We start from the raw sequence: 24422 nt of genomic DNA on the forward strand, positions 1-24422 counted from the left end.
CGGACCGCCATGGCCGCGATATGACCCCAACGCGTGGAAAAGGCTGCGCCGTTTTCCACCCTACGTTTGTTTATCCCCTAAAGAACAACAACAAAAGGATCCACCATGAGTTCAACCCCTTCCCGCGATTCGCGCAGCGCGCGGTTCGCCCTGGCCTGTTCCAACTGGGCCGAGCGCTGGTTTCCCGATTCCTGGGTGTTCGCCGTGCTCGCCGTGGCCGTGGTGGCCCTGGCTGCCCTCGGCATGGGCGCGCCGGCGGCCAAGACCGCCAAGGCCTTTGGCGACGGTTTCTGGAGCCTGATTCCCTTCACCATGCAGATGGCCTTCGTGGTCATCGGCGGCTATGTGGTGGCCAGTTCCGGTCCGGCCGGGCGCCTGATCGAGCGCCTGGCGCGGGTGCCCCGTACCGGACGTGGCGCGGTGTGCTGGGTGGCCCTGGTGGCCATGCTCGCCTCCCTGCTCAACTGGGGCCTGAGCCTGGTGTTCGGCGGCCTGCTGGTGCGCGCCCTGGCCCGCCGCGAAGAACTCAAGATGGACTATCGCGCCGCCGGCGCCGCGGCCTACCTGGGCCTGGGCGCGGTCTGGGCGCTGGGGCTGTCGTCGTCGGCGGCGCAGCTGCAGGCCAATCCGGCCAGCCTGCCGCCCTCGATCCTCGCCATCACCGGGGTGATTCCCTTCAGCCAGACGCTGTTCCTCTGGCAATCGGGCGCCCTGCTGCTGGTGCTGCTGGTGGTCTCGGCGGTGATCGCCTATGTCACCGCGCCAGGGCCGGACAGCGCGCGCGATGCCCGTGCCTGTGGCGTTGACGTCACCCCGGCGCCCAAGCCGGCCGCTAAGCCGACCCGTCCAGGCGAATGGCTGGAATACAGCCCCATCCTGATCATCCTGCTGGTGCTCCTGGCCGCGGGCTGGCTGGTGCAGGAATTCGCCAGCAAGCCGGCCATCGAGGCCATTTCCGGGCTGAACACCTACAACCTGCTGTTCATCTCCCTGGGCGCCCTGCTGCACTGGCGGCCGCGACATTTCCTCGACGCCGTGGCCCGCGCCGTGCCGGCCACTACCGGAGTGCTGATCCAGTTTCCGCTGTACGGCTCCATCGCTGCCATCCTGACCAAGGTCAATGGCGCCGATGGCCAGACTCTGGCGCACCATATCGCGGCATTTTTCACCCAGATCGCCACCCACGACACCTTCGCCCTGCTGATGGGCGTCTACTCGGCCCTGCTGGGGTTCTTCATCCCCTCAGGCGGGGGCAAGTGGATCATCGAGGCGCCCTACGTCATGCAGGTGGCCAACGATCTGCAGTATCACCTGGGCTGGGCCGTGCAGATCTACAACGCCGCCGAGGCATTGCCGAATCTGATCAATCCCTTCTACATGCTGCCGCTGCTGGGCGTGCTGGGGCTGAAGGCGCGCGACCTGGTCGGCTTTTCCTTCGTGCAGCTGCTGGTCCATGCACCCCTGGTGCTGGTGCTGCTATGGCTGTTGGGGGGAACGTTGGCCTATCTGCCGCCGGTACACCCGTAGCTCGGGTGGGGCGCAGACGGTAAAGCGGGAGGGGTGGAGCGGGAGCCGGCTGAATCTCAGCCGGCGATGGCCAGGCGGGTGCTGTCGATGATGGCCTGCAGGCGGCTCGGGTTGCTGTATTCGTCGCGGTAGATCCGGCGGGTGTGCTTGGCCACGCCATGCTCGTTGACGACGATGAAGGAAAAACCACGCTTGCTGGGCGCGTCGATGACGCAGCTCATCGGCGCGAAAGCGGCGCTGAGGGCATGCATGGCGTTCTGGGCTTGGGCTTGTATGTTCATGACTTCAGTTGTAAACCTCACGTGTGACGCTGCTATGACAAAGGTCTTGACCGATAGTGCCTAGACTTGCCAGTTATTGTTAGCAATAGGCGTGCCGGAATGTAACAAGGCCTTTTCCAGCACGCCCTGCCCTCACTTGCCGGCAGCCTGCTGGCGACGCTTGGCCCGCCGCGACAGCATGTTCAGGCCCTCGATCAGCGCCGAGAAGGCCATGGCCGCGTAGATATAGCCCTTGGGCACATGGGCGCCGAAACCTTCGGCGATCAGGGTCATGCCGATCATGATCAGGAAGCCCAGCGCCAGCATCACGACGGTGGGGTTGTCGTTGATGAACCTGGCCAGGGGGTCGGCCGCCAGCAACATGACGGTCACCGCCACCACCACCGCGATCACCATCACCGGCAGGTGCTCGGTCATGCCGACGGCGGTGATGATGCTGTCCACCGAGAACACCAGGTCCAGCAGGAGGATCTGCACGATGGCCGAACCGAAGGCCAGGGTCGCCGTCTCGCCGCCCTTGCTCAGGGCGCTGTCGGGCTCGGGATCGACGTTGTGGTGGATCTCCTTGGTCGCCTTCCACAGCAGGAACAGGCCACCGGCGATGAGGATCAGGTCCTTCCAGGAAAAGCTCTTGCCGAACACTTCGATGATGGGCTCGGTGAGCTGGACGATCCAGGCCACGGTACCGAGCAGACCCAGGCGCAGGATCAGCGCCAGGCTGATGCCGATGCGGCGGCCCTTCTGCTGTTGGTGCGCGGGCAGCTTGTTGGTCAGGATGGAGATGAAGATGAGGTTGTCGATGCCCAGCACCACTTCCATCACGATCAAGGTGGCGAGAGCAGCCCAGACGGTCGGGTCGGCGGCGAGTTGTAGCAGATAGTCCATTGCGGCGCGGTTCCAGTGGGAAGAGAAAGGCCTGACAGGGTCAGGCCGCAGGTCTCACCATCAGAGCCTCGCATCTGTGAAATGCTCGTGAAGGCCTCTGCCGCAATTGTTTCAAACTGTCGCAGCGGTACGCCGCTGAACGAAGCGCGCCACATAGTCGTCGGCCGGCTGGCCGAGGATGTCCGCCGGGGTGCCCACCTGCACCAGCCGACCGTCACGCAGGATGGCGATGCGATTGCCCAGGCGCAGGGCCTCGTCCAGGTCATGGGTGATGAAGACGATGGTCTTGTGCAGGCGCTGTTGCAGCTCCAGCAGTTGCTCCTGCATCTCGGCGCGGATCAGTGGATCGAGGGCGGAAAAGGCCTCGTCCATCAGGATGATCTCGGTATCGGCCGCCAGGGCGCGGGCAAGGCCGACGCGCTGGCGCATGCCGCCGGAGAGCTGGTGCGGCCATTTGCGCTCGTAGCCGGCCAGACCCACCACCTCCAGCCAGTGCAGCGCCCGTTCGCGGCAGACCGCCTTGGGCTCGCCGCGCACCTTGAGGCCGTAGGCGACGTTGTCCAGCACTCGCCGATGGGGCAGCAGGCCGAAGCTCTGGAACACCATGCTGATGCGCTGGCGGCGCAATTCGCGCAGCGCCGGCAGCGGCAGCTGGAGGATGTCCTGGCCATCGATGAGGATGCGCCCGCTGCTGGGATCGATCAGCCGGTTGAGGTGGCGCACCAGCGTCGATTTGCCGGAACCGGAAAGGCCCATGATGACGAAGATCTCGCCCTCGGCGATCTCCAGGGAGAGATCGTCCACCCCCACCACGCAACCGGTGCGGGCGAGGATCTCGGCCTTGTCGTGCCCTTCGCGCAGCAGCGCCAGGGCCGCCTGCTCGCGCTTGCCAAAAACCTTGGAAACCCGCTCGACGACGATCTTCATCGTTCCACCTCATGGCGCTGGCGACCATAGGCCTGGGTGATGCGGTCGATGACCACGGCGAGGATGACGATGGCCAGGCCCGCCTGCAGGCCCTTGCCCACGTCCAGGGTCTGGATGCCCACCAGCACCTCCTCACCGAGGCCGCGGGCGCCGATCATGGAGGCGATCACCACCATGGACAGCGCCATCATGGTGGTCTGGTTGATGCCGGCCATGATGCTCGGCAGCGCCAGCGGCAGCTGCACGCCGAACAGCTGCTGCCAGCGACTGGCGCCAAAGGCGTTGACCGCTTCCATGACCTCGCGATCGACCTGGCGGATGCCCAGATCGGTGAGGCGGATCAGCGGTGGCGCGGCGTAGATCACCGTGGCGAAGATCGCCGGCACCTTGCCCAGGCCGAACAGCATCAGCACCGGGATCAGGTACACGAAGCTGGGCATGGTCTGCATGATGTCCAAGAGCGGCATCAGCACTAGGCGCAGGCGGGCGCTACGGGCGCAGAGGATTCCCAGGGGCACACCGATGATGACCGCGATGGCGGTGGCCACCAGCACCAGGGCCAGGGTCTGCATCAGCTTGTCCCACAGCCCCAGGGCGCCGACCAGGAACAACAGGCCGGTGATCAGTAGCGTCGGCACCACCCGGCGGGTGGCGTGGGCGGCCAGGACCGCGACGATCAGCAACAGCGCCCACCAGGGGGTACCGCGCAGCAGGCCCTCGAGCCAGACGATGGCCTGCAGCAGGGTGTCGGAGATGGTTCGGAAGACGTCGCCGTAGCGCGTCACCAGCCAGTCGACGCCACGATTGACGGCGTCGGCGAAGGAAAAGGTCAGGCCTTCGGGAAACATCCTAGAGCGCCGCCTGGATCTTGCTGCGCGCCGCGGCGTCGGTCACCCAGGCCTGCCAGAGTTCCGGATGGGCCTTGAGCAGCGCCTTGGCGGCGGCGGGGGCGTCCTGCTTGGTTTCGGCCTGCTCGGCCAGGGTGCGGTTGAGCAGCTCGATGGGCACATTGACCCGACTCAGCACGGCCACCAGTTCGGGGGCGCCATCGTGGAAGGGCTTGGAGAGACCGGCCTGCACCTGGATGCGCTTGGCTTCGCCGTCACGGGGCTTGAGCTGGACCATGTCGACCCGACCCAGCAAGGGCGTCGGCGACCAGTAATAGGTGAGGATCGGCTGCTTGCGCTTGGTGGCCGAGACGATGGCCGCATCCAGCGCCGGACCGGTGCCGGGGCGGAAGTTGGTGTACTTGTCGCTCAGGCCGTAGCTCTGCAGCATCTGGGTGTTTTCCAGCTCGCAGGTCCAGCCGGCCGGGCAGTTGTAGAAGCGGCCCTTGCCCGGCTCTTCCGGATCGCGGAACAGTTCGGCGTACTGGCCCAGGTCGGCGATGCTCTTCAGCTTGGGCGCCTTGGCGCCCTCGCCTTCCACCAGATAGCGCGGCACGTACCAGCCTTCGGTGGCGCCTTCGATGGGCGCGCCCACGCCGACCACCTTGCCGGCCGCGGCGGCCTTGTTCCAGGCCTCGCTGCGGCCGATCCACTCCTCGGCGAACACCTGGATGTCGTTGTTGCCCAGGGCCTGCTCCAGGGTGATGGAGTTGCCCGGGATGCTATCCACCTTGCAGTCGTAGCCGTGCTGCAGGACGAAGCCCATCAGTTCGGTGAGCAGCATGCCGCTCTCCCAGTTCACCCCGGCGAACTTGACCGGCTTGCTGGCGCACCAGCTGTCGGCTTGGGCGGTACCGGCGGCGAGCAGGCCAAGGGAAAGGCCGGCGGCCAGGAGGGAACGGCGAGGAAAGGCTGTGGGCATGGGTGGCTCCGTCTGCACTGGGAGGGCCAGGGCGGCAGAGCCGGTCCGCTGGCGATCCTATCTTGGTCAGCGCCAATGGCTCAGGGTTCAGCCAGAGGCCCTGGCACTGCCGTTACCCGCCTCGGCGCTGCTGAATCCGGGAGCCTGCTCCGGTCGATCGATCGTCGCCACCCGGGTCGGTCGATCTCTCTTCACTGGCTGCGACACCCGCGCGAATGGCCGCTGCGCTCGAACTTTGCCCACGCGCGCCTCTTCTACCGGAGGTCACCTTCGCGGAGCCGAGCATGCGTATCCATCACCTCAACTGCGGCTGCATGTGCCCCCTGGGCGGGGCGCTGTACGACGGCTTCAGCCGCGGACTCGCCGCCCACCTCGCCTGTCACTGCCTGCTGGTGGAAACCGACCGGGACGGCCTGGTGCTGGTGGATACCGGCTTTGGCGAAGCCGATCTGCGGGAGCGCGGCCGGCGCCTGAGTCCCTTCTTCCGGCTGATGAATCGTATCCAGTACGATCCCGAACTCAGCGCCCTGGCGCAGCTCCGCCGCCTGGGTTTTCGTCCGGGCGATGTCCGCCATATCGTGCTGACCCATCTGGATTTCGACCACGCCGGCGGCCTGGACGACTTTCCCCAGGCCCAGGTCCATGTGCTGCAGCGGGAGTGGGATGCGCAGCGCCAGCGCCACGGCTTCATCGGTCGGCGCCGCTACAGTCCGGCGCAGTGGCAAGGCATCCGCCATTGGCATTTCCACGAGCCCCGGGGCGAGGCCTGGCACGGCTTCGCCAGCGTGCGCGACCTGCCCGGCCTGCCGCCGGAAATTCTGATGATCCCCCTGCCCGGCCACACCCCGGGCCATGCCGGCATCGCCGTCCAGCACGACGGGGGCTGGTTGCTGCACGCCGGCGACGCCTATTTCTACCGCGACGAGATGCGTCAGCCCGAACGCCACTGCACGCCGGGGCTGAGGTTCTACCAGCGACTGATGGAAGCCGACCGCGCCAGCCGCCTGGACAACCAGGCCCGCCTGCGCGAACTCTCCCTGCGCCAGGACCTGGGGCTGACGCTGTTCTGCAGCCATGATCTGGTGGAGTTCAAGCGGTTGCAGGCAGGGACACCGTAGGTTGGGTTGAGCGCAGCGGAGCCCAACAGTGGCCAGGCAGCTCCCCCGTGTTGGGTTTCGATGATGGAGCCGTCGCAAACAACCTACGCGCGTACCCGTTAGCGGCTACTCATCGCGGCCATGGGCCGCTCCTACAGAGGGCTGATGCTCCCGTAGGAGCGGCCGCATCGGCGGACCGCCATGGCCGCGATTGATCAGAGCGCAACGGCAACAATGCCAGGGCCGAATCCTTCAGGTTGGTTGCGACGACAGGGCCGTCCCAACCAACCTAGGCAATCACCGGATAACCCTGCTCCACCGCTTCTCGCCGCCAGTCCAGCAGCGGTAGATAGGTCGTCTCATCCACCGCTGTGACACCCTCGATGGCCAGGATGTCGGCCAAGGCAGGATCGGCGGCCAGGCTGTCGTTCAAGGCGGCGCGCAGGGCTTCCACGTCCGCATCCGAACGACTGGCGGCGGTGATGAAGGGCAGCGTCGGACTGGGGCGGGTGCGTTGCAACAGGCGCAGGCCGGCGACCCGCTCGGGTTGGGCGCGCTGCAGATAGCCGTAGGTCACGGCATCCACCGAGGCCACATCGGCATGACCCTGCTGCAACAGCGCCAGGCTGTTGGCATGGCTCTCGCTGACGATCATCTCGCCAAAGAAGCGGGCCCGCTCCGCCAGGGGCGCCATGGCGTGGCGCAGCAGATTCATGCCGGTGTTGGAATCCAGGCCGTTGAGCGCCACGCGCTTGCCGCGCAGATCGGCCAGGCTGGTCGCCTCCAGCGTCTCGGGCACCAGGATGAAGGCGCAGTGCTCGGCCGCCTGGCAGCCCGCGAAGCGATAACGCGGCGCCGCCACCAGGCGCACCTGGCCGCGCAGGCGGGTGGCCCAGGGATAGCCGCAGGTCTGCGCCAGCAGCAGCTCGGGATGCGTCCAGAGCGCCGGCAGGTCCTCGGGCGCGGGGTCGAGCGTCTCGCCCAGGCGCAGCGCCACGGCTTCGGCCAGCTGGCGATAGGCGTCGCGCACCTCGGCAGGCTCGACGTACATGGTAAGGGCGGCGACGGTCATGGGCGGCTCCAGCACGGAAAACCGCCATTATCCCCTATCACCGCACTCAGAGCGCCGCCTTTACCCGTTCGGCGTTTTCCGCCGGCAGCCAGGTCGTCCAGACCTCCGGATGCTCCTTGAGGAAACGCTTGGCCACCACCTGGGCGTCTTCGCGTTTCTCGGCCATGCCGGCGAGGATGCCGTTGAACTGGTCGAGGGGGAATTCGACCTTCTCGAACAGCGCCACCAGGGCCGGTGCCTTGTCGTGCAGGTCGCGGGAGACGCCGATGGTGATCTTGGCCGGCAGCGAGCGCGACGGCAGCGGATCAGGATTCTTCGGATCCGACAGGGTCTCCCAGGCCTTCTCACTGAAGGGTGGCTCTTCCAGCTGGACCAGCTTGTAGCGGCCCATCAGCGGGGTCGGCGACCAATAGTAGAAGAGCACCGGCTCGCCACGGCGCATGGCGGTGGCGATGGCCGCGTCCAGCGCGGGACCGGTACCGGTGCGGAAGTTGGTGTAGCTGTCGGTCAGCTTGTAGGCCTTGAGCTTCTGGCTGTTGACGATCTCGCAGGTCCAGCCGGTCGGACAGTTGAGGAAGCGGCCCTTGCCAGGCTCTTCCGGATCACGGAACAGCTCCTTGTAGCGCGGCAGATCGGCGACGCTCTTGAGGTCCGGCGCCTTGGCCTGGATGCCACGCGCGGGGTCGCCCTTGACCAGGTATTCCGGTACCCACCAGCCTTCGGTGGCGCCCTTGACCGTCTCGCCGACGGCAAAGACCTTGCCGGCCTTTTCCGCCGCGCGCCAGGCCGGACTGCGCCCGGCCCACTGCTCGCCAGTGACCTGGATGTCGTTTTGCGCCAGGGCGTTTTCCAAGGTCACGGTGTTGCCCGGCACGCTGTCGGTCTGGCAGCCATAACCCTTTTCCACCAGCAGGCGCAGCACCTCGGTGGTGAACATGCCGCTCTCCCAGTTGGGGCCGGCGAACTTCACCGTCTGCGGATAGGGACAGCCGCCGTCGGCGGCAAAGGCCAGCGGGGTGATGGTAAGGCTGGCAAGGGTCAGGGCGAGACGCAGGCGCATGGGCTAACTCTCCGACGAGGACGTGGGCCTTTCGACCCCCGGCACTGCCATTCGTCCCCGCGGCCCAGAGCTATTTCACAGCGGACCGCCCTCGGCGGTCTTGCGCAGGCCGGCGATCACCGTCTCGCCGGTTTCCCGGGCCAGCTCGGCGTACCAGGCCTGGGTGGCCTGGGGCTCATGCCCGTGGGTGATCTCGCAACGCTTGCGTGCCCGCTCGACGATGCCGGCCACCCGCTCCAGCCGCGCGGCCTGATAGGCCTGGAGCGCGGCCAGGGGATCCTGTTCGGCGTCCAGACAGCGCGCCAGCACCCAGGCATCCTCCATGGCCTGGCAACCGCCCTGCCCCAGGTCCGGGGCCATGGCATGGGCGGAATCGCCCAAAAGCGCCACCCGCCCCTGCACCAGGGTCGGCAACGGCCGGGTATCGTGGATCTCCACCCGGGCCACGCCCTGGGGGTCCAGCCGCTCGATCAGGCGCTGCACCGGCGGCGCCCAGCCGGCGAAGTGCTCGGCCAATTCCGCGCGGTAACGGCTGCGGTCGTTGTGCGTGCCCTTGGGCAGGGGTACGTCGAAGAAGAAATAGAATTCATCGCCGCCCATGGGCATCAGCGAGACCCGCTGATGCGCCCCGACGAATTGCGCCCAGTCCTGGGCCTCGGCCAGATCCGGTGCGATCTGCACCCGCCCGTTCCAGTTCACGTAGCCGCAATACTCGCGGGTGATGGCCTGGCCAACCACCCGCTCCCGCAGGCGCGAGTGGGTACCATCGGCGGCGATCAGCAGGTCGGCCCGTTCGCGCCGACCATCGCCGAGCAGCACGGTCACCCCGGCCGTATCCTGCTCGAAGCCCTCGCAGCCGACGCCCAGGGTCACCCGCTCGGCGCCCACCGCTTCGAGCAGGAGGCGCTGCAGGTGGGCGCGGGCGATGGGGCGCGCCGGTCGGCCCACGGCCTCGTAGAGCGGCAGCAGGCTGAACCGGGTAAGCAACTGTCCCTCATGGTCGCGATAGCTCATGGTCTGCATGTCGCCGCTGACCGCGGCGATGGCGGACCCGAGCCCCAGCTGCTCCAGCACCTTGACGCCGTTGGGCCAGATGGAGATGGCCGCGCCGATGGGGGCCAGATCCTGCGCGCGCTCGAACAGGCGGACCCGGTGGCCGGCCTGTTGCAGCGCCAGGGCGGCGGTGAGACCGCCCATGCCGGCGCCGGCGATGATGATGTCGAGAGATGGCATGACGGACCTCGTTGACCGGTAACAGATGCCTTGGGCAAGCAATTTCCTGACCAAGTGGTCAAGTATTGCCGCCCGGGCGTTGCCCGCTTGCCAGGGGCCCAGAAACGCACCAGGGTGGTGCCCCTTGACCATTGGTCGCTTCGTTTCCAGGCAGGCTGCCCTTCGTCGGCTCGCATGACGCATTCCAGAGCTCTTCTATACTCCTAAGGTAGTCGCCAGTCGCGTTGTACCCAGCGTTCGCCATCCACAGAGGCCCGCTTGCGGCGACCACAGCGGGTGAGGAGCAGGATCATGATCAATCATGTCTGGGGCCTGCTGGCCCATCCCGATCGCGAGTGGCAGCAGATTCGTCGCGAAGGGGAAACGGTCGGGCACTTCTTTGCCCATCATGTCGCCTTCCTGGCGGCCATTCCCGTCGTCGCTTCCCTCGTGGGTACCACGACTTTCGGCTGGCGCTTCGGTGGCGGTGAGGCCCATGTGCTGGACCTGCCTACGGCGGTGGTTCTGGCGGTCATCAGCTATGCGCTGATCATGGCGGCGGTGGTGGCCATGGGGCACGTGATCCACTGGCTGGCGCGGCGCTATCCGGATCGGCCCAGCGCCAATCGCTGCATCCTGTTCGCCGGCTACGTGGCTACGCCCATGCTGCTGAGCGGCCTGGTGGGCTTCTATCCGCTGGTGTGGCTGTGCGCCATCGCCGGGATCGTCGGCCTGGCCTATTCGGCCTACCTGCTCTATACCGGCATCCCCTCCTTCCTCAATATCGATCAGCGGGAAGGCTTCATCATGTCCGGCTCAACCCTGGCCATCGGGGTGCTGGTGCTGGAGGTGCTGATGGCCACCACGGTGCTGATGTGGGGGTATGGACCCGAGTTGTTTGGCTGATCGAACGTCGTTTTGACATAGCAAAAAGCCCGGATCCGTCAATTGATCCGGGCTTTTTGTCGTCAGGGGGCTAGTGGCGGGAGAAGCCGTAGAGGTCCATGGCCAGGATGCGATGGGCGATGCCATCGTGATGGACGCTGAAGGTGCCCTCGGGATCGGCCGCGCCCAGGGCGACGAACAGCGGCAACAGGTGCTCGTCGGTAGGATGGGCCTGACGGGCCTGCGGCGCCTGACGCCGGTAGTCGAGCAAGGCGTCCAGATCCCGCTCGCGCAGGCGGCTCTGGATCCAGAGCTGGAAGTCCCGCACATAGCCGGGAGACTCGGCGCCGCCACGGCGAAAGTCACCGAGGTTGTGGGTCAGGCTGCCCGAACCGATCAGCAGGGTATCCGCCGGTAGCACCCTGGCCAGTGCCCGGCCCAGGGCAAAATGGTAGTCCGGTCCACGGGCGGCGCTCATCGACAGCGGCACCACGGGAATTTGCGCGTCGGGATAGAGATAGCGCAAGGGCACCCAGGCGCCATGATCCAGTCCCTGCTCGCCCGTCTCGGCCTCCCAGCCCTGCTCGCGCAGGCCCTGGGCCAGCTGCTCGGCCAGGGTCGGAGCGCCAGGTGCGGGATAATCCAGCTGATAGAGGGCCTCGGGAAAGCCATAGAAGTCATGGACGGTAGCTGGCCACGTGGCGTTGCCGAATACCGGTATCCGGGTGTCGAAGTGCGCCGAGACCACGACGATGGCGGCCGGGGTCGGCAGCGACCGCCCCAGGGCGCGCCAGGCCGCTCCCGCCGCACCGGCGTCGAGCGCCTCCATGGGCGAGCCGTGGGAAACGAACAGGGTGGGAAGCGACATGGTAGCGACCTCTCGAGCAGGATTCAGGAGCGCTTGCGTGCATCCCAGGAGAGCTGGCCCGCGCCCAGCAGCGCCAGGGCGGCAGCGGTCACGGCGAGAAAGACCGGATATTCCCAGCCGCCGTGGGGATTGGAAAAGGACCAGCCGTTGCCGAAATGGACCGTCGCCGCCGCGAACAGTTGGACGGCGGCGACTGCCGCGACCGGACGCACCCAGGCGCCCAGGATCAGCAGCACGCCGGCGCCCAGCTCGAAGAAGGTGACCGGATAGGCCAGCCAGCCGGGAAAGCCCACCGAGGCGAAGATACCCGCCGTGCCCGGCAGGGTGAACACCAGCAGCTTGGTCAGGCCATGGGCCAAAAACATGGCGCCCAGGGCCAGGCGCAGCAACAGGGGAGCATAGGAAGAGGTACGGTCGGTCATGCTGATTCTCGAACTGAGGAAAGATGACCCCATTGTCCTGTTTCCAAGACGCGAATAAAGGTGCACGCTGGGAATGAACTGTGCACGTTATGGAAACAATCCTTGGATACCCTGAAAGCTCTGCAGGCCTTCGTCAAGATCGTCGAACTGGGCAGCCTGACCGCGGCGGCGGAGCGGCTGGAGCTGTCCCGCTCGGTGCTGACCAAGCACCTGGCCGCCCTTGAACGGCATTACGGTACCCGGCTGCTGCAGCGCACCACCCGTACCCTGAGCCTGACCGAAGCCGGGCGCACCCTCCATGAAGGACTGGTGCCCCTGCTGGGTGATCTGGAGGCCCTCGAACAGCGCCTGCAGGAAGGCCACGAACGGCCCCGCGGGCGTCTCAGGGTCAGTGCGCCCCTGACCTTTGGCGTGCGTCACCTGGCGCCCTTGGTGAGCAGCTTCCTGCACGAATATCCCGAAGTCGCCATCGACCTGGAGCTGAGCGATCGCCAGGTGCGCCTGGTCGAGGAAGGCTTCGATCTGGCCGTGCGCATCGGCGACCTCAGCGATTCCAGCCTGGTGGCGCAGCCCCTGGGAGCGGTCGAGCTATTCATCTGCGCCGCGCCCGCCTATCTGCAGCGCCACGGTCGCCCCGAGCATCCTGCCGAGTTGCGCGAGCACCGCTGCCTGCTCTACAGCTATGCCAGCGACGGCGATCTCTGGGAATTCCGGCGCGACGACGAGCGCCTGCAGATCAAGGTCAGCGGGCCGCTGCGCGCCAACAACGGCAGCGTCCTGCACCAGGCGGCGTTGGACGGCCATGGCATCATTCGCCAGCCGGATTTCCTGGTGGGTGATGACCTTGCGGCAGGTCGCCTGGAGCGACTGTTCGCGCCCTGGTACACCCAGGCCATCGCCATCCATGCCCTCTATCCCCATCGGCGCCTGGTGCCGGCCAAGGTACGGCTGTTCATCGCCTGGCTGCAGCGACATCTGGTCACGCCCGGGCCGCGAAAAGCACTGCCGTAGGTCGCCGCCGAACGGTCGTTGGGAGGGGCTTCGCAGCCTCGCGGGGCTTGCCTAGAATCCCCGTCTGTCCCGCCGGCGCTGCCGGTTTCTGCGATGGCTGTCGTCCATGTCGACCGAGAATCCCTGCCTCAGCTGTGGCGCCTGCTGCGCCCATTTCCGCGTGTCTTTCTATTGGGGCGAATGCCAGTCGGCCGGTGGCCTGGTGCCCGATCACCTGACCGTCGCGATCAGCCCGCATCTGGTGGCCATGCAAGGTACCGAGCAGAAGCCGGTACGCTGCACCGCCCTGCTCGGCGAGGTCGGCTGCGGCACGCGCTGCACCGTCTACGAGAACCGTTCCAGCACCTGCCGCGAGTTCACCGCCGCCTGGGAGAACGGCGAAGCCAATCCCCATTGCGATGCGGCCCGCGCCGCCTATGGGTTGCCGCCCCTGACGCCGCCGTTGCAGCCGCATCTATCGCCCGATCGCGTAGCTTAGGCACTGTACGAAAACTGCCTGCGCTCGGTGATGCTTCGTTGAAAAACCTTTCGGAATGCTCATTTACCACTCGTAAACTCCGCTTTCTCAAGGTTTTTCGCCTCGCCTCACCATCGCTCGGCGACTTTTCGTTCAGCGCCTAGAGGAAACCAAACGGCCATCGCCGCTGCCCAAAAAGGCGACGGCTGGGCTGTAAAGCGTGGAAAATGCAGTGCGGATCAGGTTTTCACGGCCCTGCTTGATCGAATACCCTATCGCTCTTTCGCCCGCTATGCGTATCCTGTAGCGCCGAACAACAAGGCTGCTTCAACCGGCCACGTAGAGGCTCACAAAGGCTCTACGCAAGGCAAAGCTGCCGCTATACTGCCTGGCCAATACTCACACATGGAGTTTTTACATGAATAAAGCTGAGCTGATCGACGCCATTGCCGCGTCTGCCGACCTGCCCAAGGCCACCGCTGCCAAAGCCCTGGACGCCTTCACCACTGCGGTGACCGACGCCCTGAAGCAAGGCGACAGCGTCAGCCTGGTCGGTTTCGGAACTTTCGCAGTAAAAGAGCGCGCTGCTCGCGAAGGCCGCAACCCGCAGACCGGTGCCACCATCAAGATCGCCGCTGCCAAGCTGCCCGGCTTCAAGCCCGGCAAAGGCCTGAAAGACGCCGTCAGCTAAGACTGCGTTGGTCGATTCTTGTCTTCCGGGCGCTCCAGAGCGCTTCGGAAGACAGTCCCCCGCTCCACCCGCTCTCTCCCTCCTCCGCTTTTCCCCCTCTCCCCTCTCCGTCCTAGTGAAAATCCCGACTCGACACCATGAGCTCGTCGAGCAGCGGACTCAGATCGGTCAGGCGACCGGCGATCAGGTGCTGCACCCCCGCCTCCCGTTCCAGATGCCCCTCGACCTGTAGCAGCCGTGCCTGCAGCAGGGATCGACGCTGCTGTTCGCCCACCGCGCGCCAGACCACCACATTGAGCATGCCGTGCTCGTCTTCCAGGGTCACGAAGATCACCCCGCTGGCCGTGCCCGGGCGCTGTCGGCCGCGCACCAGTCCGGCTACCCGCACCAGGGCACCGGGCTTGATCTCGTCCAGCTGCCGGAAATCCCGACAGCGCCGCGCCTGGAGTTCGCCGCGCAGCAGACTCAGCGGATGCGGCCCCAGGGTGGTGCCCAGCATGCGGTAGTCGGCATGGACGTTTTCCGCGACACTGGGCGCGGGCAGGGCTGGTCGTTCCTCCAGGGCGCTGTCCGCCGATGCGAACAGCGGCAGCTGGCGCTCCACCCCGGCCATGGCCCAGCGCGCCTGGTGGCGATCACCGGCCAGCTCCGCCAGGGCACCGGCCTCGGCCAGCTGTCCGCGCGCCCGGGCATCCAGCTCGGCCCGGCGACAGAGGTCCTCGACATCGCGAAAGGGCTGCGTACCCCGTGCCGCCACCAGGCGCCGACCCACCGCCTCCGCCAGCCCCTGCACCAGGCGCAGGCCCAGGCGGATCGCCGGCTGATGGCCGATCCCCGCCTCCAGCCGGCAGTCCCAGTCGCTGACCTGCACGGTCACCGCGCGCACCTCGATGCCGTGGCGCCGGGCGTCCTGGAGGACCTGGTCGGGACTGTAGAAACCCATCGGCCAGCTGTTGACCAGGGCACAGGCGAAGGCGGCCGGCTCGTGGCACTTGAGCCAGGAGCTGGCATAGGTCAGCAGGGCGAAGCTGGCGGCATGGGATTCGGGAAAGCCGTAGCTGCCGAAGCCCTTGATCTGCTCGAAGAGGCGCGCGGCGAATTCCGGGCGATAGCCGCGTTCGACCATGCGGTTGTGCAGGCGTTGACGGTGGGGTTCGAGGCCGCCATGACGCTTCCAGGCCGCCATGGAGCGGCGCAGCTGATCGGCCTCGCCCGGCGAATACTCGGCGGCGACCATGGCGATCTGCATCACCTGTTCCTGGAACAGCGGGACTCCCAGGGTGCGTTCCAGCGCCGGCCGCAATTCGTCATGGGGATAGTCGGCCTCTTCCTCGCCATTCCGGCGGCGCAGATAGGGATGCACCATGTCGCCCTGGATCGGCCCGGGGCGAACGATGGCCACCTCGATCACCAGGTCGTAGAGGGTTTGTGGCCGCAGTCGCGGCAGCATGGCCATCTGGGCGCGGGATTCGATCTGGAACACCCCCACCGTGTCGGCGCGGGAGATCATGGCGTAGGTGGGCGCATCTTCCTGGGGCAGGCTGGCCAGGGTCCAGCGCTGGCCGCGCCAGTTGGCGACCAGGTCGAAGCAGCGGCGCAGGGCGCTGAGCATGCCCAGGGCGAGGATGTCGACCTTGAGCAGGCCCACGGCATCGAGGTCGTCCTTGTCCCACTGGATCAGGGTGCGTTCGGGCATGGCGGCGTTTTCCACCGGCACCAGCGTGGCCAGGGGCGCTTCGGAAATGACGAAGCCACCAGGGTGCTGGGAAAGGTGCCGGGGGAAGCCGATCAACTGGCCGGCGAGGATGAGCACCCGCTGCAGCAGGGGGCTGTCGGGATCGAAACCCGCTTCGCGCAGGCGCGCGGGGCCGGGGATCTCGTCGGTCCAGCGCCCGGCGCACCCGGACAGGGCGTCGAGCTGGTCGCCCGGCAGGCCCAGCGCCTTGCCGACATCGCGCAGGGCGCCGGCGGCATGGTAGGTGCTGACCACCGCGGTGAGCGCAGCGCGCTCGCGCCCATAGCGGCGAAAGACGTACTGGATGACCTCTTCGCGGCGCTCGTGCTCGAAGTCGACGTCGATGTCGGGCGGTTCGTCGCGCTCGCGGGAGATGAAGCGCTCGAACAGCAGATTGCCGGTGAGCGGATTCAGCTCGGTGATGCCCAGCACGTAGCAGACCACCGAGTTGGCCGCCGAGCCACGGCCCTGGCAGAGGATGTGCTGGCGGCGGGCATAGTCGACGATGTCGTGCACGGTGAGAAAGTAGTTCTCGTAGCCCTTCTCGGCGATCAGCGCCAGCTCCCGGGCCACCTGGTCGGTGACCCTTGCCGGTGCCCCCTCCGGCCAGCGCCAGGCCAGGCCGCGGCGGGTCAGCTCGGCCAGCCAGGAGCCGGCCGTCTCGCCAGCGGGTATCACCTCCTGGGGATAGCGATAGCGCAACTCGCCCAGGTCGAAGCGGCAGCGGGCGGCGATCGCCAGGGTCTCGGCGCGCAGCGCCGCGGGATAGAGGCCCTCCAGCACCGGCAGCGGCCGCAGATGGCGCTCGCCGTTGGGATGCAGGTGATAGCCGGCCTCGGCCACCGGCAGGTGATGGCGGATGCCGGTGAGCACATCCTGCAGGGCACGGCGTCCGCGGGTGTGCATGTGCACGTCGCCGCAGGCTACTGCCGGCACGCCCAGCTGCGTGCCCAGCGCCTGCAGCTGCAGGAGTCGAGCGGCATCGTCGGCGCCGCGCAGCAATTCGACGCCGAGCCAGAGGCGTTCGGCGAAGACGCTCCTGAGCCAGGCGCCCTCCTCGCTCGCGGGTTCGCCGCCCGGCAGCCAGATCGCCAGCAGGCCGGGCATGGGCGGCTGCAGATCCGCGCGACCCAGCTGGTAGCGGCCCTTGGGCGCACGGCGGCGGGCCCGGGTGATCAGCGCGCAGAGGCACTCGTAACCCGGCAGATCCTCCACCAGCAGCACCAGGCGCAGACCGTCGTCGAGGGTCAGCTCGCTGCCGATGATCAGGGGCAGCCCGACCTGCCGCGCCGCCTGCCAGGCGCGGACGCTGCCACTCAGGGTGCATTCGTCGGTGATGGCCAGCGCTGTGTAGCCCAGCGCCTTGGCCCGCTCGAACAATTCCAGGGCACTGGAGGCACCGCGCTGGAAGCTGAAATTCGACAGGCAGTGCAACTCGGCATAGCCGCTCATGCGAACCAGCCCTGGATCCACCAGGGCGCCTCCTCGCCATAGCGGCGAAAGGCCCAGGCCTGGCGTCCGTCGGCCACCTCGATGCGGTAGTAGTCGCGCCGCTGATCGCCCCCGTCCCACCAGCCGCTTTCGATGCGCTCGGGACCGGCGAGGACCCGGCGTGGCTGGCCGTCGAGGGGGCGCGGTTCGCTCAGCAGCCAACCCGGACGCAGGCCGGGCAAGGCGGTCTCCAGACGCCGCTCGTGGCGCCAGACCAGGGCGCGCTCGGGACGATGATCCGCCTGGATGCCGAGCCCCAGCACCGCTTCCTCGCCCAGCCGGGCACGCAGGCGTTCGCGTAGCACTTCCCAGCCCACGGCCTGGGCGGGACGCTCGTCGAACAGGCCATGGCGTTCCGGCACGAAGAGCGGCAACTCCTCGCTTTCCAGGCGCAGCGCCAGCACCGGGGCCACCACCTGCAGCTGTTCGAGGCGACCGCGGGCGAATTCGAACAGCAGGGCGGCATCGCGTTCGGGGGCCAGCAGGCCGATGGTGAGGGTGGTGGCCGGCCCCTGGCGATGCTCCAGCCAGAGCAGGAAGCGCTGCACGCCCCGGTCGCGACTGGCCAGCCAGACCGCCAGATCGGCGGTGAGGCGACGCAGGGGGAACAGCAGCGCCTGGTGGGATTCCACCTCGAAATTGAGCTCCACCCGCGCCACGAAACGATCGGGCGGCCGATAGAACTCCAGCGCCAGGCTGCGACTGCCGCCCAGCAGATCCAGCTGCTGCAGCAGCTCGGGGGCGAAGCGCCGGGCCAGGGCGGGCCTGGGCAGGGCCTTGAGTTGCTCCAGGCGGCGGATGCCCATGCGCACCAGCGCCTGGGCCTGCTGGGGGGCGAAACCGGCGCGCTCCACGGGCAGCCGATCGAGCAGGCGCGGCAGATCGTCCGGCGCGGCGATGAGGCCATCGGCGACATTGGTCAGCATGCGCGCCGCCACCGGATTGGGCGCCAGCGCCAGCCGGTGGCGAAAGCCCAGGCCCTGGAGCTCCTGGCGCAGGCGCCGCTCCAGCCGTGGCCAGGGCCCCAGCAGCGGCAGGCTGGACTGGATCTCCAGCAGCAGCGCCCGCGGATAGTGGCGACTGACCTGGGAGCTGAAGCCGTAGCCCCAGGCCGCCAGCAGCGCCTCGGCCGTCTCGATGAGCGCCGGGTCGTATTCCTGCTGCTCGAAGTCGCGGGTCAGCGCCTGGGCGGCGGCCAGGGTCAGGCCGGGGCGCAGCCCCAGGGCTCGCGCGGCCGGATTGACCGCCTGCAGCAGGCGGCGCTGTGGCGGACCGGAAAGCAGCACCAGCGGCCGCTCCGGCTGGGGATGACGGCGCAGCACGGCATCCAGCGCCAGCTGCGGAAAGAGGATGCAGGCCCAGCGCATGGCAAGCTCAAGCGCCGCCGGCCAGATCGAGCACGCCGGGCTGACCGCCGCGGCATTTGCGGATGTGCAGCCGTTCCAGCGGCGCCCTGAGTTCCAGGCGCAAGGCCGCCGGCGAAGGATTGTCCAGGGCGGCGGCCGGGCGCAGGGCGAAGGCCAGGGTGCGGCCGCTCTCGGCGGCGACCTGCAGCCGGCGCAGCTGGCGATCGTCGGCCCGCTCGGGCCAGCAGAGCACCGCGCCGAAGCAACCGGAGCGCAGGCACTGCTCGGCGGCCCAGAGCACCTCGGCGCCCTGGGCGTGGATCACCACCAGGGCATCCAGCGCCACGCCGGCCGCCTGCCAGGCCAGGGGATAGGGCAACAGCGGCGGCCCGATCAGGGCGATGCGCTCGGCGGCCTGGCTCAGGCGCGCCAGGGTCGGCCAGAGCAGCCGCAACTCGCCATGGCCGGGACCGGCGAGCAGCAATTCGGTCAGGGCCGCTTCCGGCCAGCCGGCACCGGGCAAATGGGCATCCAGGGCGGCGACCCCGGTGGGCTGGTCGCTGCGCCGGGCGTCGGGACTGGTCTGCCCCTTCCACAGGCGCCGCTCCTCGAACAGCCGGGCCAGGCTGGCGCCGCCGCTCATGCCGCCAGACCTGCAGGGATATTGTCCATGGCCATCGCCTCTATCTGTATATGCATACAGTATTAGAGGCGATTCGCATCGGGGTCAAGTCGAACCGCTGTCTTTGCGGTTGCAGGGATCGCTCAGATCCAGATCACCACGCCGACCAGCGCGGCCAGCAACAGCCACTGTTCGAGGTAGTAGCGGAAGCGGTTGCGCTTCTTCAGCGCCTTGCCGCGCTGGCGGATGCGATAGAGGTGCCGGAAGGCGCGATTGAGGCCGCCGGTCTTGTCGCTGGCGTCATTGGGCGAGGCCGCCGAGGCCAGCAGGGTGCCACTGACCCAGCGGTTGAAGGCGCTTGCCCAGCGATAGCGCAGCGGCCTTTCCACGTCGCAGAACAGGATGATGCGATCCTGGTCGGTGGTGTTCTCGGCGTAGTGGATGAAGGTTTCGTCGAATACCACCGCCTGGCCATCGCGCCAGTGATAGCGCTGGCCGTCCACCTCGATGAAGCAGCGTGGATCATTGGGCGTGGCCAGGCCCAGGTGATAGCGCAGGGAGCCGCCATAGGGATCGCGATGGCGCACCAGCCGCGATCCGGGCGGCAACTCGGCGAACATGGCCGCCTTGACCGTGCCGATGCCGCGCAGCAATTCGGTGGTCCTGGGGCACAGCTGCATGGCGGAAGGATGGCTGTCGCCGTACCACTTCAGATAGAAGCGCTTCCAGCCGCTCTTGAAGAAGGAGTTGAAGCCGGCATCGTTGTGCTCGGCGGATTTCTTGATCTGGCCGGCGCGCAGCAGGTCGAGGGCCTCGTCGCGGATCAGCTGCCAGTTGTCCTGCAGCACCTGGAGTTCGGGAAAGCGCTCCACCGGGTGATAGGGCGCGTTGGGCACCCGCGAGGTCAGGAACATGAAGGTGTTCAGCGGCGCCAGAAAGGTCGAATGGTCACTGAGCTGACGCAGCAAGCGATGGCGCACCCGGCCGCGAAAGTGCACATACAAAACACAGAGAAAAAAACCGCCAATCACGAACCACTTCACGCGTCGCTGCCCTGAAAAGAATGTTTCCGGATGTTATACGCCTCACCTCGGGCCGGGCCTAGTCTTTACAGTCTGACGATAAGCTGAATGCCTGGTGTCGAGCCGGACAGCAGCACTGGGAGCCGTAGCGGGCATCTTGTATCCTGCAGGTGACAATTCGAGTGCCCGGAGGGCCTCATCATGCGTTCGCTGCTCTATGGCCTGCTGCTCGCCAGTGGCGTCGTGGCCGCTCAGGATGTCTACAAGTGCGTGGACGACCAGGGCCGGACGACCTATACCCAGGGCGCCTGCCCGACGAATAGTCAGATCACCACCATTCCGCTGCAGAGCCTGCCCGAGAGCAACGGTTTCACGCCGCCGCCCCGGCCTGCCACGCCGCCGCCGGCCGCCGCGCCGCGGGAGGTCACCGTGGTACCCGCCCCCGCTTCCAGCCGCCAACGTCCGGTCGACGACGTCACCGTGGTCGGTGGCTCTTCGTCCTCTTCCAGCTTTCGCCAGGAAAGCGAGGTGCGCGGCTCCGGCATCATCTATCAGCCGGTGCCGGTCTACATCGACCGCCGGCCGCGCAACGAGACCTGGCACATGGTGCCCCATCCCCAGGCGCAGCAGCCCCAGCCGCCGGCGCCTCCGCCGCCGCCGAACCGGGGCATTCCCATCGATCGCTAGCACTAGAGCTTGTGCAGGAAGTTGACGACGAACTTGCGCCCCTCGGTGCGGTTCTCGGCGTCCTGCTCGAAGTAGCTGTTGACGGTGATCAGATTCTCCCGGGAAAAGGCGTAGGTGAAGCCCGGACCCCAGGCCCAGACCTTTTCCCGCCGCCCGCTCACGTCATGGCCATCGACCTGGGTGTCGGTGATCTGCCGCAGCCAGTAGCCGCTCAGACCGACGCTGAGGCGATCGTTCAGCGCGTACTGGGTGGCGAAGTTGGCGTGCAGCGCCTGGCCGGCCTGGGTGTCGGAGACCGCGCCGAAGCTGCGCAGCGGCTGGTCGTTCTTGCCGTTCCACAGGTACCAGAAGCGTCCGGTCACCGACCACTGGGACGTCAGCCAGTAGGTGGTGGCGTAGTAGGGATTGAAGGACCAGAAATTGCTGCCCGGATTGATCGCCCGGTCGCGGTCGTAGCGCCCGGTGGGGGCGACGATCTCGGCCTCGAGGCGTTGCGCCCAGCGCGGTCCGCCGTCGGGGCGGGTGGTGGTGGGCAGTTGCAGGAAGGCGCCCAGGGTCAGGTCCCCTACCCCTTCGCGGGCGCTCAGCGCCTGGCCGCCGAGGCCGTCATCGACATTGGCGTGAGCCAGCCAGGGCAGGATGGCGGTGAATCCGGGCATGGCGCCGTTGGCCAGGGACTGGCCGACATAGATGATCTGGCTGACCGGGGCGAAGGTGGTCAGCTCCTGCTTGGGCAGGGGCAGCTTGCGGCCGTCCTGGTCGTTGAAGCGGCTGGTCTTGCCGTAGATCAGGTACTCCTCCCAGTACCAGCCAGGACCGTCCGGCGCCGGGGCGCCGTCGTAGAAGCTGGTGGAGCCGAGATTGAGACCGGGCAGGTCATAGGCCTGGGCCACTGTGGAGGCGAGACTGGCCGCGGCCAGCAGACCGAATCCGAAACGTGTGCGCATGACGTCGTCCTAGAGTTGTTCTTGTTGTGGGAAAACGCGATCGCCGCACCGGCCGGCGCGGCGATCCGGGTCAGACGTAACTGGCGGCGAGACCGCCATCCACCGGCAGGTTGGCGCCGTTGATCCAGCGCGAGGCATCGCTGCAGAGAAAGGCGATCACCGCGGCCACCTCGTCGGCCAGCGCCGGGCGCAGCATGCGCTGGCTGTCGCGGGCGACGCGCTCTTCGCCGAGCATGCTGACGAAGTCGCCGAGGATGGGGGTGAATACCGGCCCGGGCGCCACGCAATTCAGGCGCACGCCGAATTCGCGCAGCCAGGTCTGGGACTGCACGAAGCTCCAGACGATGAGCGCTTCCTTGAAGTACTGGTAGCAGGTGGCCTGGTCCACCGGATGACGCTCCAGCCAGGCCTGGGCCGGGGCGAAGTCGGCGATCTGCGCCAGCTCGCGGTGCTGTTCCAGGCGCTCTGGCCATTCGGCGCCGAGGATGGAGGCGACATTGACGATGGCGCCGCCCGGCCCCAGCCGCGCGACCAGTTGCTGGCTGAGCAAGCGCAGGCCGAGGTAGTTGACGCGCGCCACCGTCTCCCGGGGCGCCGTGCCCGGTACCCCGGCGATGTTGCACAGGCCGTGCAGGCGCGCCGGCAGGCGACTGACCAGGGCGGCGATGCTGTCGGGGTCGCCCAGGTCGGCCTGGTGGAAGTCGTCCAGGCTGAACTGGGGCTGGTTGCGGTCGACGCCGATCACGGTGGCGCCCTGGAAGCGCGCCAGCCGCGCCAGCTCGGCGCCGATGCCGGAGGCCACGCCGGTGACGACCAGGGTCTTGCCATTCAGGGTCATGGGATTTTCCTCTTGTTGTTATTGGGGGATGGAACAGGGGCTAGAAGGGATAGCGTGGCGGCTCGTTATGCTCGGTCACCCACTGCCACTGGCTGTAGTCGTCCCAGTTGCACAGGCCACCGACGCTGCCGCCGTTGCCGGACTGGCCACGGCCGCCGAAGGGATTGACCACCTCGTCGTTCACCGTCTGGTCGTTGAGGTGCAGCATTCCGCACTCCAGCCGTTCGCCCAGCGCCCGGGCGCGGGCCAGGGAGCCGGAGAGCACGCCGGCCGCCAGGCCGTAGGGGGTGCGATTGGCCAGGTCGACGGCCTCGGCCTCGCTGGCGAAGGTCACCACGCTGGCCACCGGTCCGAAGATCTCTTCGTCGAAGGCGCGCATGCCGGGACGGACGCCGCTCAGTACGGTCGGGGCATAGAACAGCCCTTCGTGCCGGCCGCCCTGCTCCAGCCGGGCACCGGCGGCGAGGCTGTCGGCGACGATGCCCTGTACCCGTTGCAGTTGCCGGGCATTGATCAGCGGACCCAGCTGGGTTGTGGGTTCCAGCGGATCACCGAGGCGCAGGGCGGCGGCGCGGGCGGCCAGGCGTTCGGTGAAGGCGGCGGCGAGGCGCTGGTGCACCAGGATCAACCCGGTGGCCATGCAGATCTGCCCCTGGTGCAAAAAGCTGCCCCAGGCGGCGCAGCCGACGGCGCGGTCGAGATCGGCGTCGTCGAGCACGATCAGCGGATTCTTGCCACCCAGTTCCAGGGCCACCTTCTTCAAGTGGCGCCCGGCGCTTTCCGCCACCTGGCGTCCGGCCTGGGTCGAGCCAGTGAAGGCGATCATCCGCACCTGGGGATGGGCGCAGAGCGCCGCGCCGGCCTCGGCACGCCCGGGCAGCACCTGCAGCACGCCCCGGGGCAGGCCGATGGCCTCGAACAGCCGGGCGATGAGGATGCCGCCACTCACCGGCGTCTGGTGATCCGGCTTGAGCACCACGGCATTGCCGCAGGCCAGCGCCGGGGCCACGGCGCGCAGGGAAAGGATCAGCGGGAAATTGAACGGCGAGATCACCCCCACCACGCCATGGGGCAGGCGCCGGGCATAGGACAGGGCCCCGCGCTCGCTGGGCAGGACCACGCCATGGGCCTGCAGCAACTGACCGGCGACCTGCTGCAGGATGACCCCGGCTTCGCGCAATTCCAGCTCGGCCTTGGGCAGGATGCCACCGGTCTCCCGGGCGATCAGGGGGGCCAGTTCGGCGCGATTCATCTCCAGGTGCGCGGCGGCGGCCAGGAACAGCCCGGCCTTTTGCCGGGCGGTCCAGGCCGCCCAGGCCGGTTGCGCCCGGGCCGCCTTGGCGCAGGCCTGGTCGATGTCGGCGACGCTGGCCAGACCGGTGCGGTGCAGGGGCTGGCCGGTGGCAGGTTCGATGACCTCCAGGGTGCCGCCCTGGGCGGCGATCCAGTCGCCATCGAAGATCCGCTCGCGCCAGGGGGCGCCGTCCAGGAACGGCGTGGATGATCTGCTCATAGCCTTCTCCTTGTTGT

General features: G+C 67.7%; 24 protein-coding genes. 7 read left to right on the forward strand and 17 right to left on the reverse strand.

Annotated features, from left to right (window positions below; genetic code table 11):
• The first annotated feature begins 105 nt into the window (after positions 1-105).
• Positions 106-1527: a short-chain fatty acid transporter gene (locus POR01S_RS10105; protein ID WP_042135581.1), complete on the forward strand. Its 1422-nt coding sequence runs from the start codon at positions 106-108 to the stop codon at positions 1525-1527.
• A gap of 56 nt (positions 1528-1583) precedes the next feature.
• On the opposite strand, the gene POR01S_RS10110 is transcribed toward POR01S_RS10105, so the two are convergent.
• From POR01S_RS10110 to POR01S_RS10130, 5 genes are all read right to left on the reverse strand, one after another.
• Positions 1584-1808 carry a hypothetical protein gene (locus tag POR01S_RS10110; protein ID WP_007159037.1) on the reverse strand — a complete coding sequence of 75 codons (225 nt, stop codon included), beginning with the start codon at positions 1806-1808 and terminating at the stop codon, positions 1584-1586.
• A gap of 132 nt (positions 1809-1940) precedes the next feature.
• Positions 1941-2693 carry a TerC family protein gene (locus tag POR01S_RS10115; RefSeq protein WP_007159038.1) on the reverse strand — a complete coding sequence of 251 codons (753 nt, stop codon included), beginning with the start codon at positions 2691-2693 and terminating at the stop codon, positions 1941-1943.
• Between the two features lie 111 nt (positions 2694-2804).
• On the reverse strand, positions 2805-3620 hold the full coding sequence (locus tag POR01S_RS10120) for a quaternary amine ABC transporter ATP-binding protein (RefSeq protein WP_052382650.1): 816 nt from the start codon (positions 3618-3620) through the stop codon (positions 2805-2807).
• A complete protein-coding gene (locus tag POR01S_RS10125) occupies positions 3617-4468 on the reverse strand; it encodes an ABC transporter permease (RefSeq protein ID WP_042135583.1) in 852 nt (283 codons plus the stop codon). The genes POR01S_RS10120 and POR01S_RS10125 overlap by 4 nt, the downstream gene beginning before the upstream one ends.
• 1 nt (position 4469) lies before the next feature.
• Positions 4470-5429: an ABC transporter substrate-binding protein gene (locus POR01S_RS10130; protein WP_042135584.1), complete on the reverse strand. Its 960-nt coding sequence runs from the start codon at positions 5427-5429 to the stop codon at positions 4470-4472.
• A gap of 284 nt (positions 5430-5713) precedes the next feature.
• On the opposite strand from POR01S_RS10130, the gene POR01S_RS10135 reads away from it, so the two are divergent.
• Positions 5714-6547, forward strand: a complete 834-nt coding sequence (locus POR01S_RS10135) for an MBL fold metallo-hydrolase (RefSeq protein ID WP_042135586.1) — start codon at positions 5714-5716, stop codon at positions 6545-6547.
• Positions 6548-6815: 268 nt separating this feature from the next.
• Here the strand turns inward: POR01S_RS10135 and POR01S_RS10140 are convergent, their stop codons facing one another.
• From POR01S_RS10140 to hpxO, 3 genes are all read right to left on the reverse strand, one after another.
• Positions 6816-7598 carry a phosphate/phosphite/phosphonate ABC transporter substrate-binding protein gene (locus POR01S_RS10140; protein WP_042135588.1) on the reverse strand — a complete coding sequence of 261 codons (783 nt, stop codon included), beginning with the start codon at positions 7596-7598 and terminating at the stop codon, positions 6816-6818.
• Between the two features lie 46 nt (positions 7599-7644).
• Positions 7645-8658 carry an ABC transporter substrate-binding protein gene (locus POR01S_RS10145; protein ID WP_027596806.1) on the reverse strand — a complete coding sequence of 338 codons (1014 nt, stop codon included), beginning with the start codon at positions 8656-8658 and terminating at the stop codon, positions 7645-7647.
• 75 nt (positions 8659-8733) lie between these two features.
• On the reverse strand, positions 8734-9891 hold the full coding sequence (gene hpxO / locus POR01S_RS10150) for an FAD-dependent urate hydroxylase HpxO (protein ID WP_042135595.1): 1158 nt from the start codon (positions 9889-9891) through the stop codon (positions 8734-8736).
• 291 nt (positions 9892-10182) lie between these two features.
• Between hpxO and POR01S_RS10155 the strand changes: the two genes are divergently transcribed.
• Positions 10183-10776, forward strand: a complete 594-nt coding sequence (locus tag POR01S_RS10155; protein ID WP_007159047.1) for a Yip1 family protein — start codon at positions 10183-10185, stop codon at positions 10774-10776.
• A 70-nt stretch (positions 10777-10846) separates the two neighbouring features.
• On the opposite strand, the gene POR01S_RS10160 is transcribed toward POR01S_RS10155, so the two are convergent.
• On the reverse strand, positions 10847-11623 hold the full coding sequence (locus tag POR01S_RS10160) for a DODA-type extradiol aromatic ring-opening family dioxygenase (protein ID WP_042135596.1): 777 nt from the start codon (positions 11621-11623) through the stop codon (positions 10847-10849).
• A gap of 23 nt (positions 11624-11646) precedes the next feature.
• Positions 11647-12045, reverse strand: coding sequence for a DoxX family protein (locus tag POR01S_RS10165; RefSeq protein WP_042135598.1), 399 nt, complete (start codon positions 12043-12045; stop codon positions 11647-11649).
• Between the two features lie 102 nt (positions 12046-12147).
• Here POR01S_RS10165 and POR01S_RS10170 point away from each other — a divergent pair, with 102 nt between their 5' ends.
• The 3 genes from POR01S_RS10170 (at position 12148) to POR01S_RS10180 (ending at position 14204) form a co-directional block, all read left to right on the forward strand.
• Positions 12148-13056 carry a LysR family transcriptional regulator gene (locus POR01S_RS10170; protein WP_027596810.1) on the forward strand — a complete coding sequence of 303 codons (909 nt, stop codon included), beginning with the start codon at positions 12148-12150 and terminating at the stop codon, positions 13054-13056.
• A gap of 106 nt (positions 13057-13162) precedes the next feature.
• On the forward strand, positions 13163-13534 hold the full coding sequence (locus POR01S_RS10175) for a YkgJ family cysteine cluster protein (RefSeq protein ID WP_027602781.1): 372 nt from the start codon (positions 13163-13165) through the stop codon (positions 13532-13534).
• A 397-nt stretch (positions 13535-13931) separates the two neighbouring features.
• Entirely contained in the window at positions 13932-14204 is a 273-nt protein-coding gene (locus POR01S_RS10180) for an HU family DNA-binding protein (protein WP_007159052.1), read from the forward strand.
• A 112-nt stretch (positions 14205-14316) separates the two neighbouring features.
• Here the strand turns inward: POR01S_RS10180 and POR01S_RS10185 are convergent, their stop codons facing one another.
• From POR01S_RS10185 to lpxO, 4 genes are all read right to left on the reverse strand, one after another.
• The gene (locus POR01S_RS10185; RefSeq protein WP_042135601.1) at positions 14317-17391 is read right to left on the reverse strand and encodes an error-prone DNA polymerase; all 3075 of its coding nucleotides are present in this window, start codon (positions 17389-17391) and stop codon (positions 14317-14319) included.
• Entirely contained in the window at positions 17388-18797 is a 1410-nt protein-coding gene (locus POR01S_RS10190) for a Y-family DNA polymerase (RefSeq protein ID WP_042135603.1), read from the reverse strand. The genes POR01S_RS10185 and POR01S_RS10190 overlap by 4 nt, the downstream gene beginning before the upstream one ends.
• A gap of 7 nt (positions 18798-18804) precedes the next feature.
• The gene (imuA, locus tag POR01S_RS10195; protein ID WP_042135605.1) at positions 18805-19419 is read right to left on the reverse strand and encodes a translesion DNA synthesis-associated protein ImuA; all 615 of its coding nucleotides are present in this window, start codon (positions 19417-19419) and stop codon (positions 18805-18807) included.
• A 122-nt stretch (positions 19420-19541) separates the two neighbouring features.
• Positions 19542-20441 carry a lipid A hydroxylase LpxO gene (gene lpxO / locus POR01S_RS10200; protein ID WP_027596814.1) on the reverse strand — a complete coding sequence of 300 codons (900 nt, stop codon included), beginning with the start codon at positions 20439-20441 and terminating at the stop codon, positions 19542-19544.
• Between the two features lie 180 nt (positions 20442-20621).
• Between lpxO and POR01S_RS10205 the strand changes: the two genes are divergently transcribed.
• Positions 20622-21107, forward strand: coding sequence for a DUF4124 domain-containing protein (locus tag POR01S_RS10205; RefSeq protein WP_007159057.1), 486 nt, complete (start codon positions 20622-20624; stop codon positions 21105-21107).
• Positions 21108-21109: 2 nt separating this feature from the next.
• Here POR01S_RS10205 and POR01S_RS10210 read toward each other — a convergent pair whose 3' ends face one another.
• The 3 genes from POR01S_RS10210 to POR01S_RS10220 form a co-directional block, all read right to left on the reverse strand.
• Positions 21110-22054, reverse strand: coding sequence for a SphA family protein (locus tag POR01S_RS10210; RefSeq protein ID WP_042135607.1), 945 nt, complete (start codon positions 22052-22054; stop codon positions 21110-21112).
• Between the two features lie 70 nt (positions 22055-22124).
• Positions 22125-22892, reverse strand: a complete 768-nt coding sequence (locus tag POR01S_RS10215; RefSeq protein WP_042135610.1) for a coniferyl-alcohol dehydrogenase — start codon at positions 22890-22892, stop codon at positions 22125-22127.
• A gap of 40 nt (positions 22893-22932) precedes the next feature.
• The gene (locus tag POR01S_RS10220) at positions 22933-24405 is read right to left on the reverse strand and encodes a benzaldehyde dehydrogenase (protein WP_042135611.1); all 1473 of its coding nucleotides are present in this window, start codon (positions 24403-24405) and stop codon (positions 22933-22935) included.
• Positions 24406-24422: the final 17 nt, after the last annotated feature.

The sequence above is a fragment of the Pseudomonas oryzihabitans NBRC 102199 genome, assembly GCF_000730625.1.
GTDB classification, from domain to species: Bacteria; Pseudomonadota; Gammaproteobacteria; order Pseudomonadales; family Pseudomonadaceae; genus Chryseomonas; species Chryseomonas oryzihabitans.

Excerpts from the sequence above, each read along its gene's own strand:
- POR01S_RS10160 (WP_042135596.1), bottom strand. The coding sequence starts at position 11,623 with ATGTCGCTTCCCACCCTGTTCGTTTCCCACGGCTCGCCCATGGAGGCG.
- POR01S_RS10165 (WP_042135598.1), bottom strand. The coding sequence starts at position 12,045 with ATGACCGACCGTACCTCTTCCTATGCTCCCCTGTTGCTGCGCCTGGCC.
- POR01S_RS10190 (WP_042135603.1), bottom strand. The coding sequence starts at position 18,797 with ATGCGCTGGGCCTGCATCCTCTTTCCGCAGCTGGCGCTGGATGCCGTG.
- POR01S_RS10135 (WP_042135586.1), top strand. The coding sequence starts at position 5,714 with ATGCGTATCCATCACCTCAACTGCGGCTGCATGTGCCCCCTGGGCGGG.
- POR01S_RS10130 (WP_042135584.1), bottom strand. The coding sequence starts at position 5,429 with ATGCCCACAGCCTTTCCTCGCCGTTCCCTCCTGGCCGCCGGCCTTTCC.
- POR01S_RS10115 (WP_007159038.1), bottom strand. The coding sequence starts at position 2,693 with ATGGACTATCTGCTACAACTCGCCGCCGACCCGACCGTCTGGGCTGCT.
- POR01S_RS10145 (WP_027596806.1), bottom strand. The coding sequence starts at position 8,658 with ATGCGCCTGCGTCTCGCCCTGACCCTTGCCAGCCTTACCATCACCCCG.
- POR01S_RS10125 (WP_042135583.1), bottom strand. The coding sequence starts at position 4,468 with ATGTTTCCCGAAGGCCTGACCTTTTCCTTCGCCGACGCCGTCAATCGT.
- hpxO (WP_042135595.1), bottom strand. The coding sequence starts at position 9,891 with ATGCCATCTCTCGACATCATCATCGCCGGCGCCGGCATGGGCGGTCTC.
- POR01S_RS10110 (WP_007159037.1), bottom strand. The coding sequence starts at position 1,808 with ATGAACATACAAGCCCAAGCCCAGAACGCCATGCATGCCCTCAGCGCC.
- POR01S_RS10215 (WP_042135610.1), bottom strand. The coding sequence starts at position 22,892 with ATGACCCTGAATGGCAAGACCCTGGTCGTCACCGGCGTGGCCTCCGGC.
- POR01S_RS10210 (WP_042135607.1), bottom strand. The coding sequence starts at position 22,054 with ATGCGCACACGTTTCGGATTCGGTCTGCTGGCCGCGGCCAGTCTCGCC.
- POR01S_RS10175 (WP_027602781.1), top strand. The coding sequence starts at position 13,163 with ATGTCGACCGAGAATCCCTGCCTCAGCTGTGGCGCCTGCTGCGCCCAT.
- POR01S_RS10205 (WP_007159057.1), top strand. The coding sequence starts at position 20,622 with ATGCGTTCGCTGCTCTATGGCCTGCTGCTCGCCAGTGGCGTCGTGGCC.
- POR01S_RS10180 (WP_007159052.1), top strand. The coding sequence starts at position 13,932 with ATGAATAAAGCTGAGCTGATCGACGCCATTGCCGCGTCTGCCGACCTG.
- POR01S_RS10155 (WP_007159047.1), top strand. The coding sequence starts at position 10,183 with ATGATCAATCATGTCTGGGGCCTGCTGGCCCATCCCGATCGCGAGTGG.
- POR01S_RS10105 (WP_042135581.1), top strand. The coding sequence starts at position 106 with ATGAGTTCAACCCCTTCCCGCGATTCGCGCAGCGCGCGGTTCGCCCTG.
- POR01S_RS10220 (WP_042135611.1), bottom strand. The coding sequence starts at position 24,405 with ATGAGCAGATCATCCACGCCGTTCCTGGACGGCGCCCCCTGGCGCGAG.
- POR01S_RS10120 (WP_052382650.1), bottom strand. The coding sequence starts at position 3,620 with ATGAAGATCGTCGTCGAGCGGGTTTCCAAGGTTTTTGGCAAGCGCGAG.
- POR01S_RS10185 (WP_042135601.1), bottom strand. The coding sequence starts at position 17,391 with ATGAGCGGCTATGCCGAGTTGCACTGCCTGTCGAATTTCAGCTTCCAG.
- POR01S_RS10140 (WP_042135588.1), bottom strand. The coding sequence starts at position 7,598 with ATGACCGTCGCCGCCCTTACCATGTACGTCGAGCCTGCCGAGGTGCGC.
- imuA (WP_042135605.1), bottom strand. The coding sequence starts at position 19,419 with ATGAGCGGCGGCGCCAGCCTGGCCCGGCTGTTCGAGGAGCGGCGCCTG.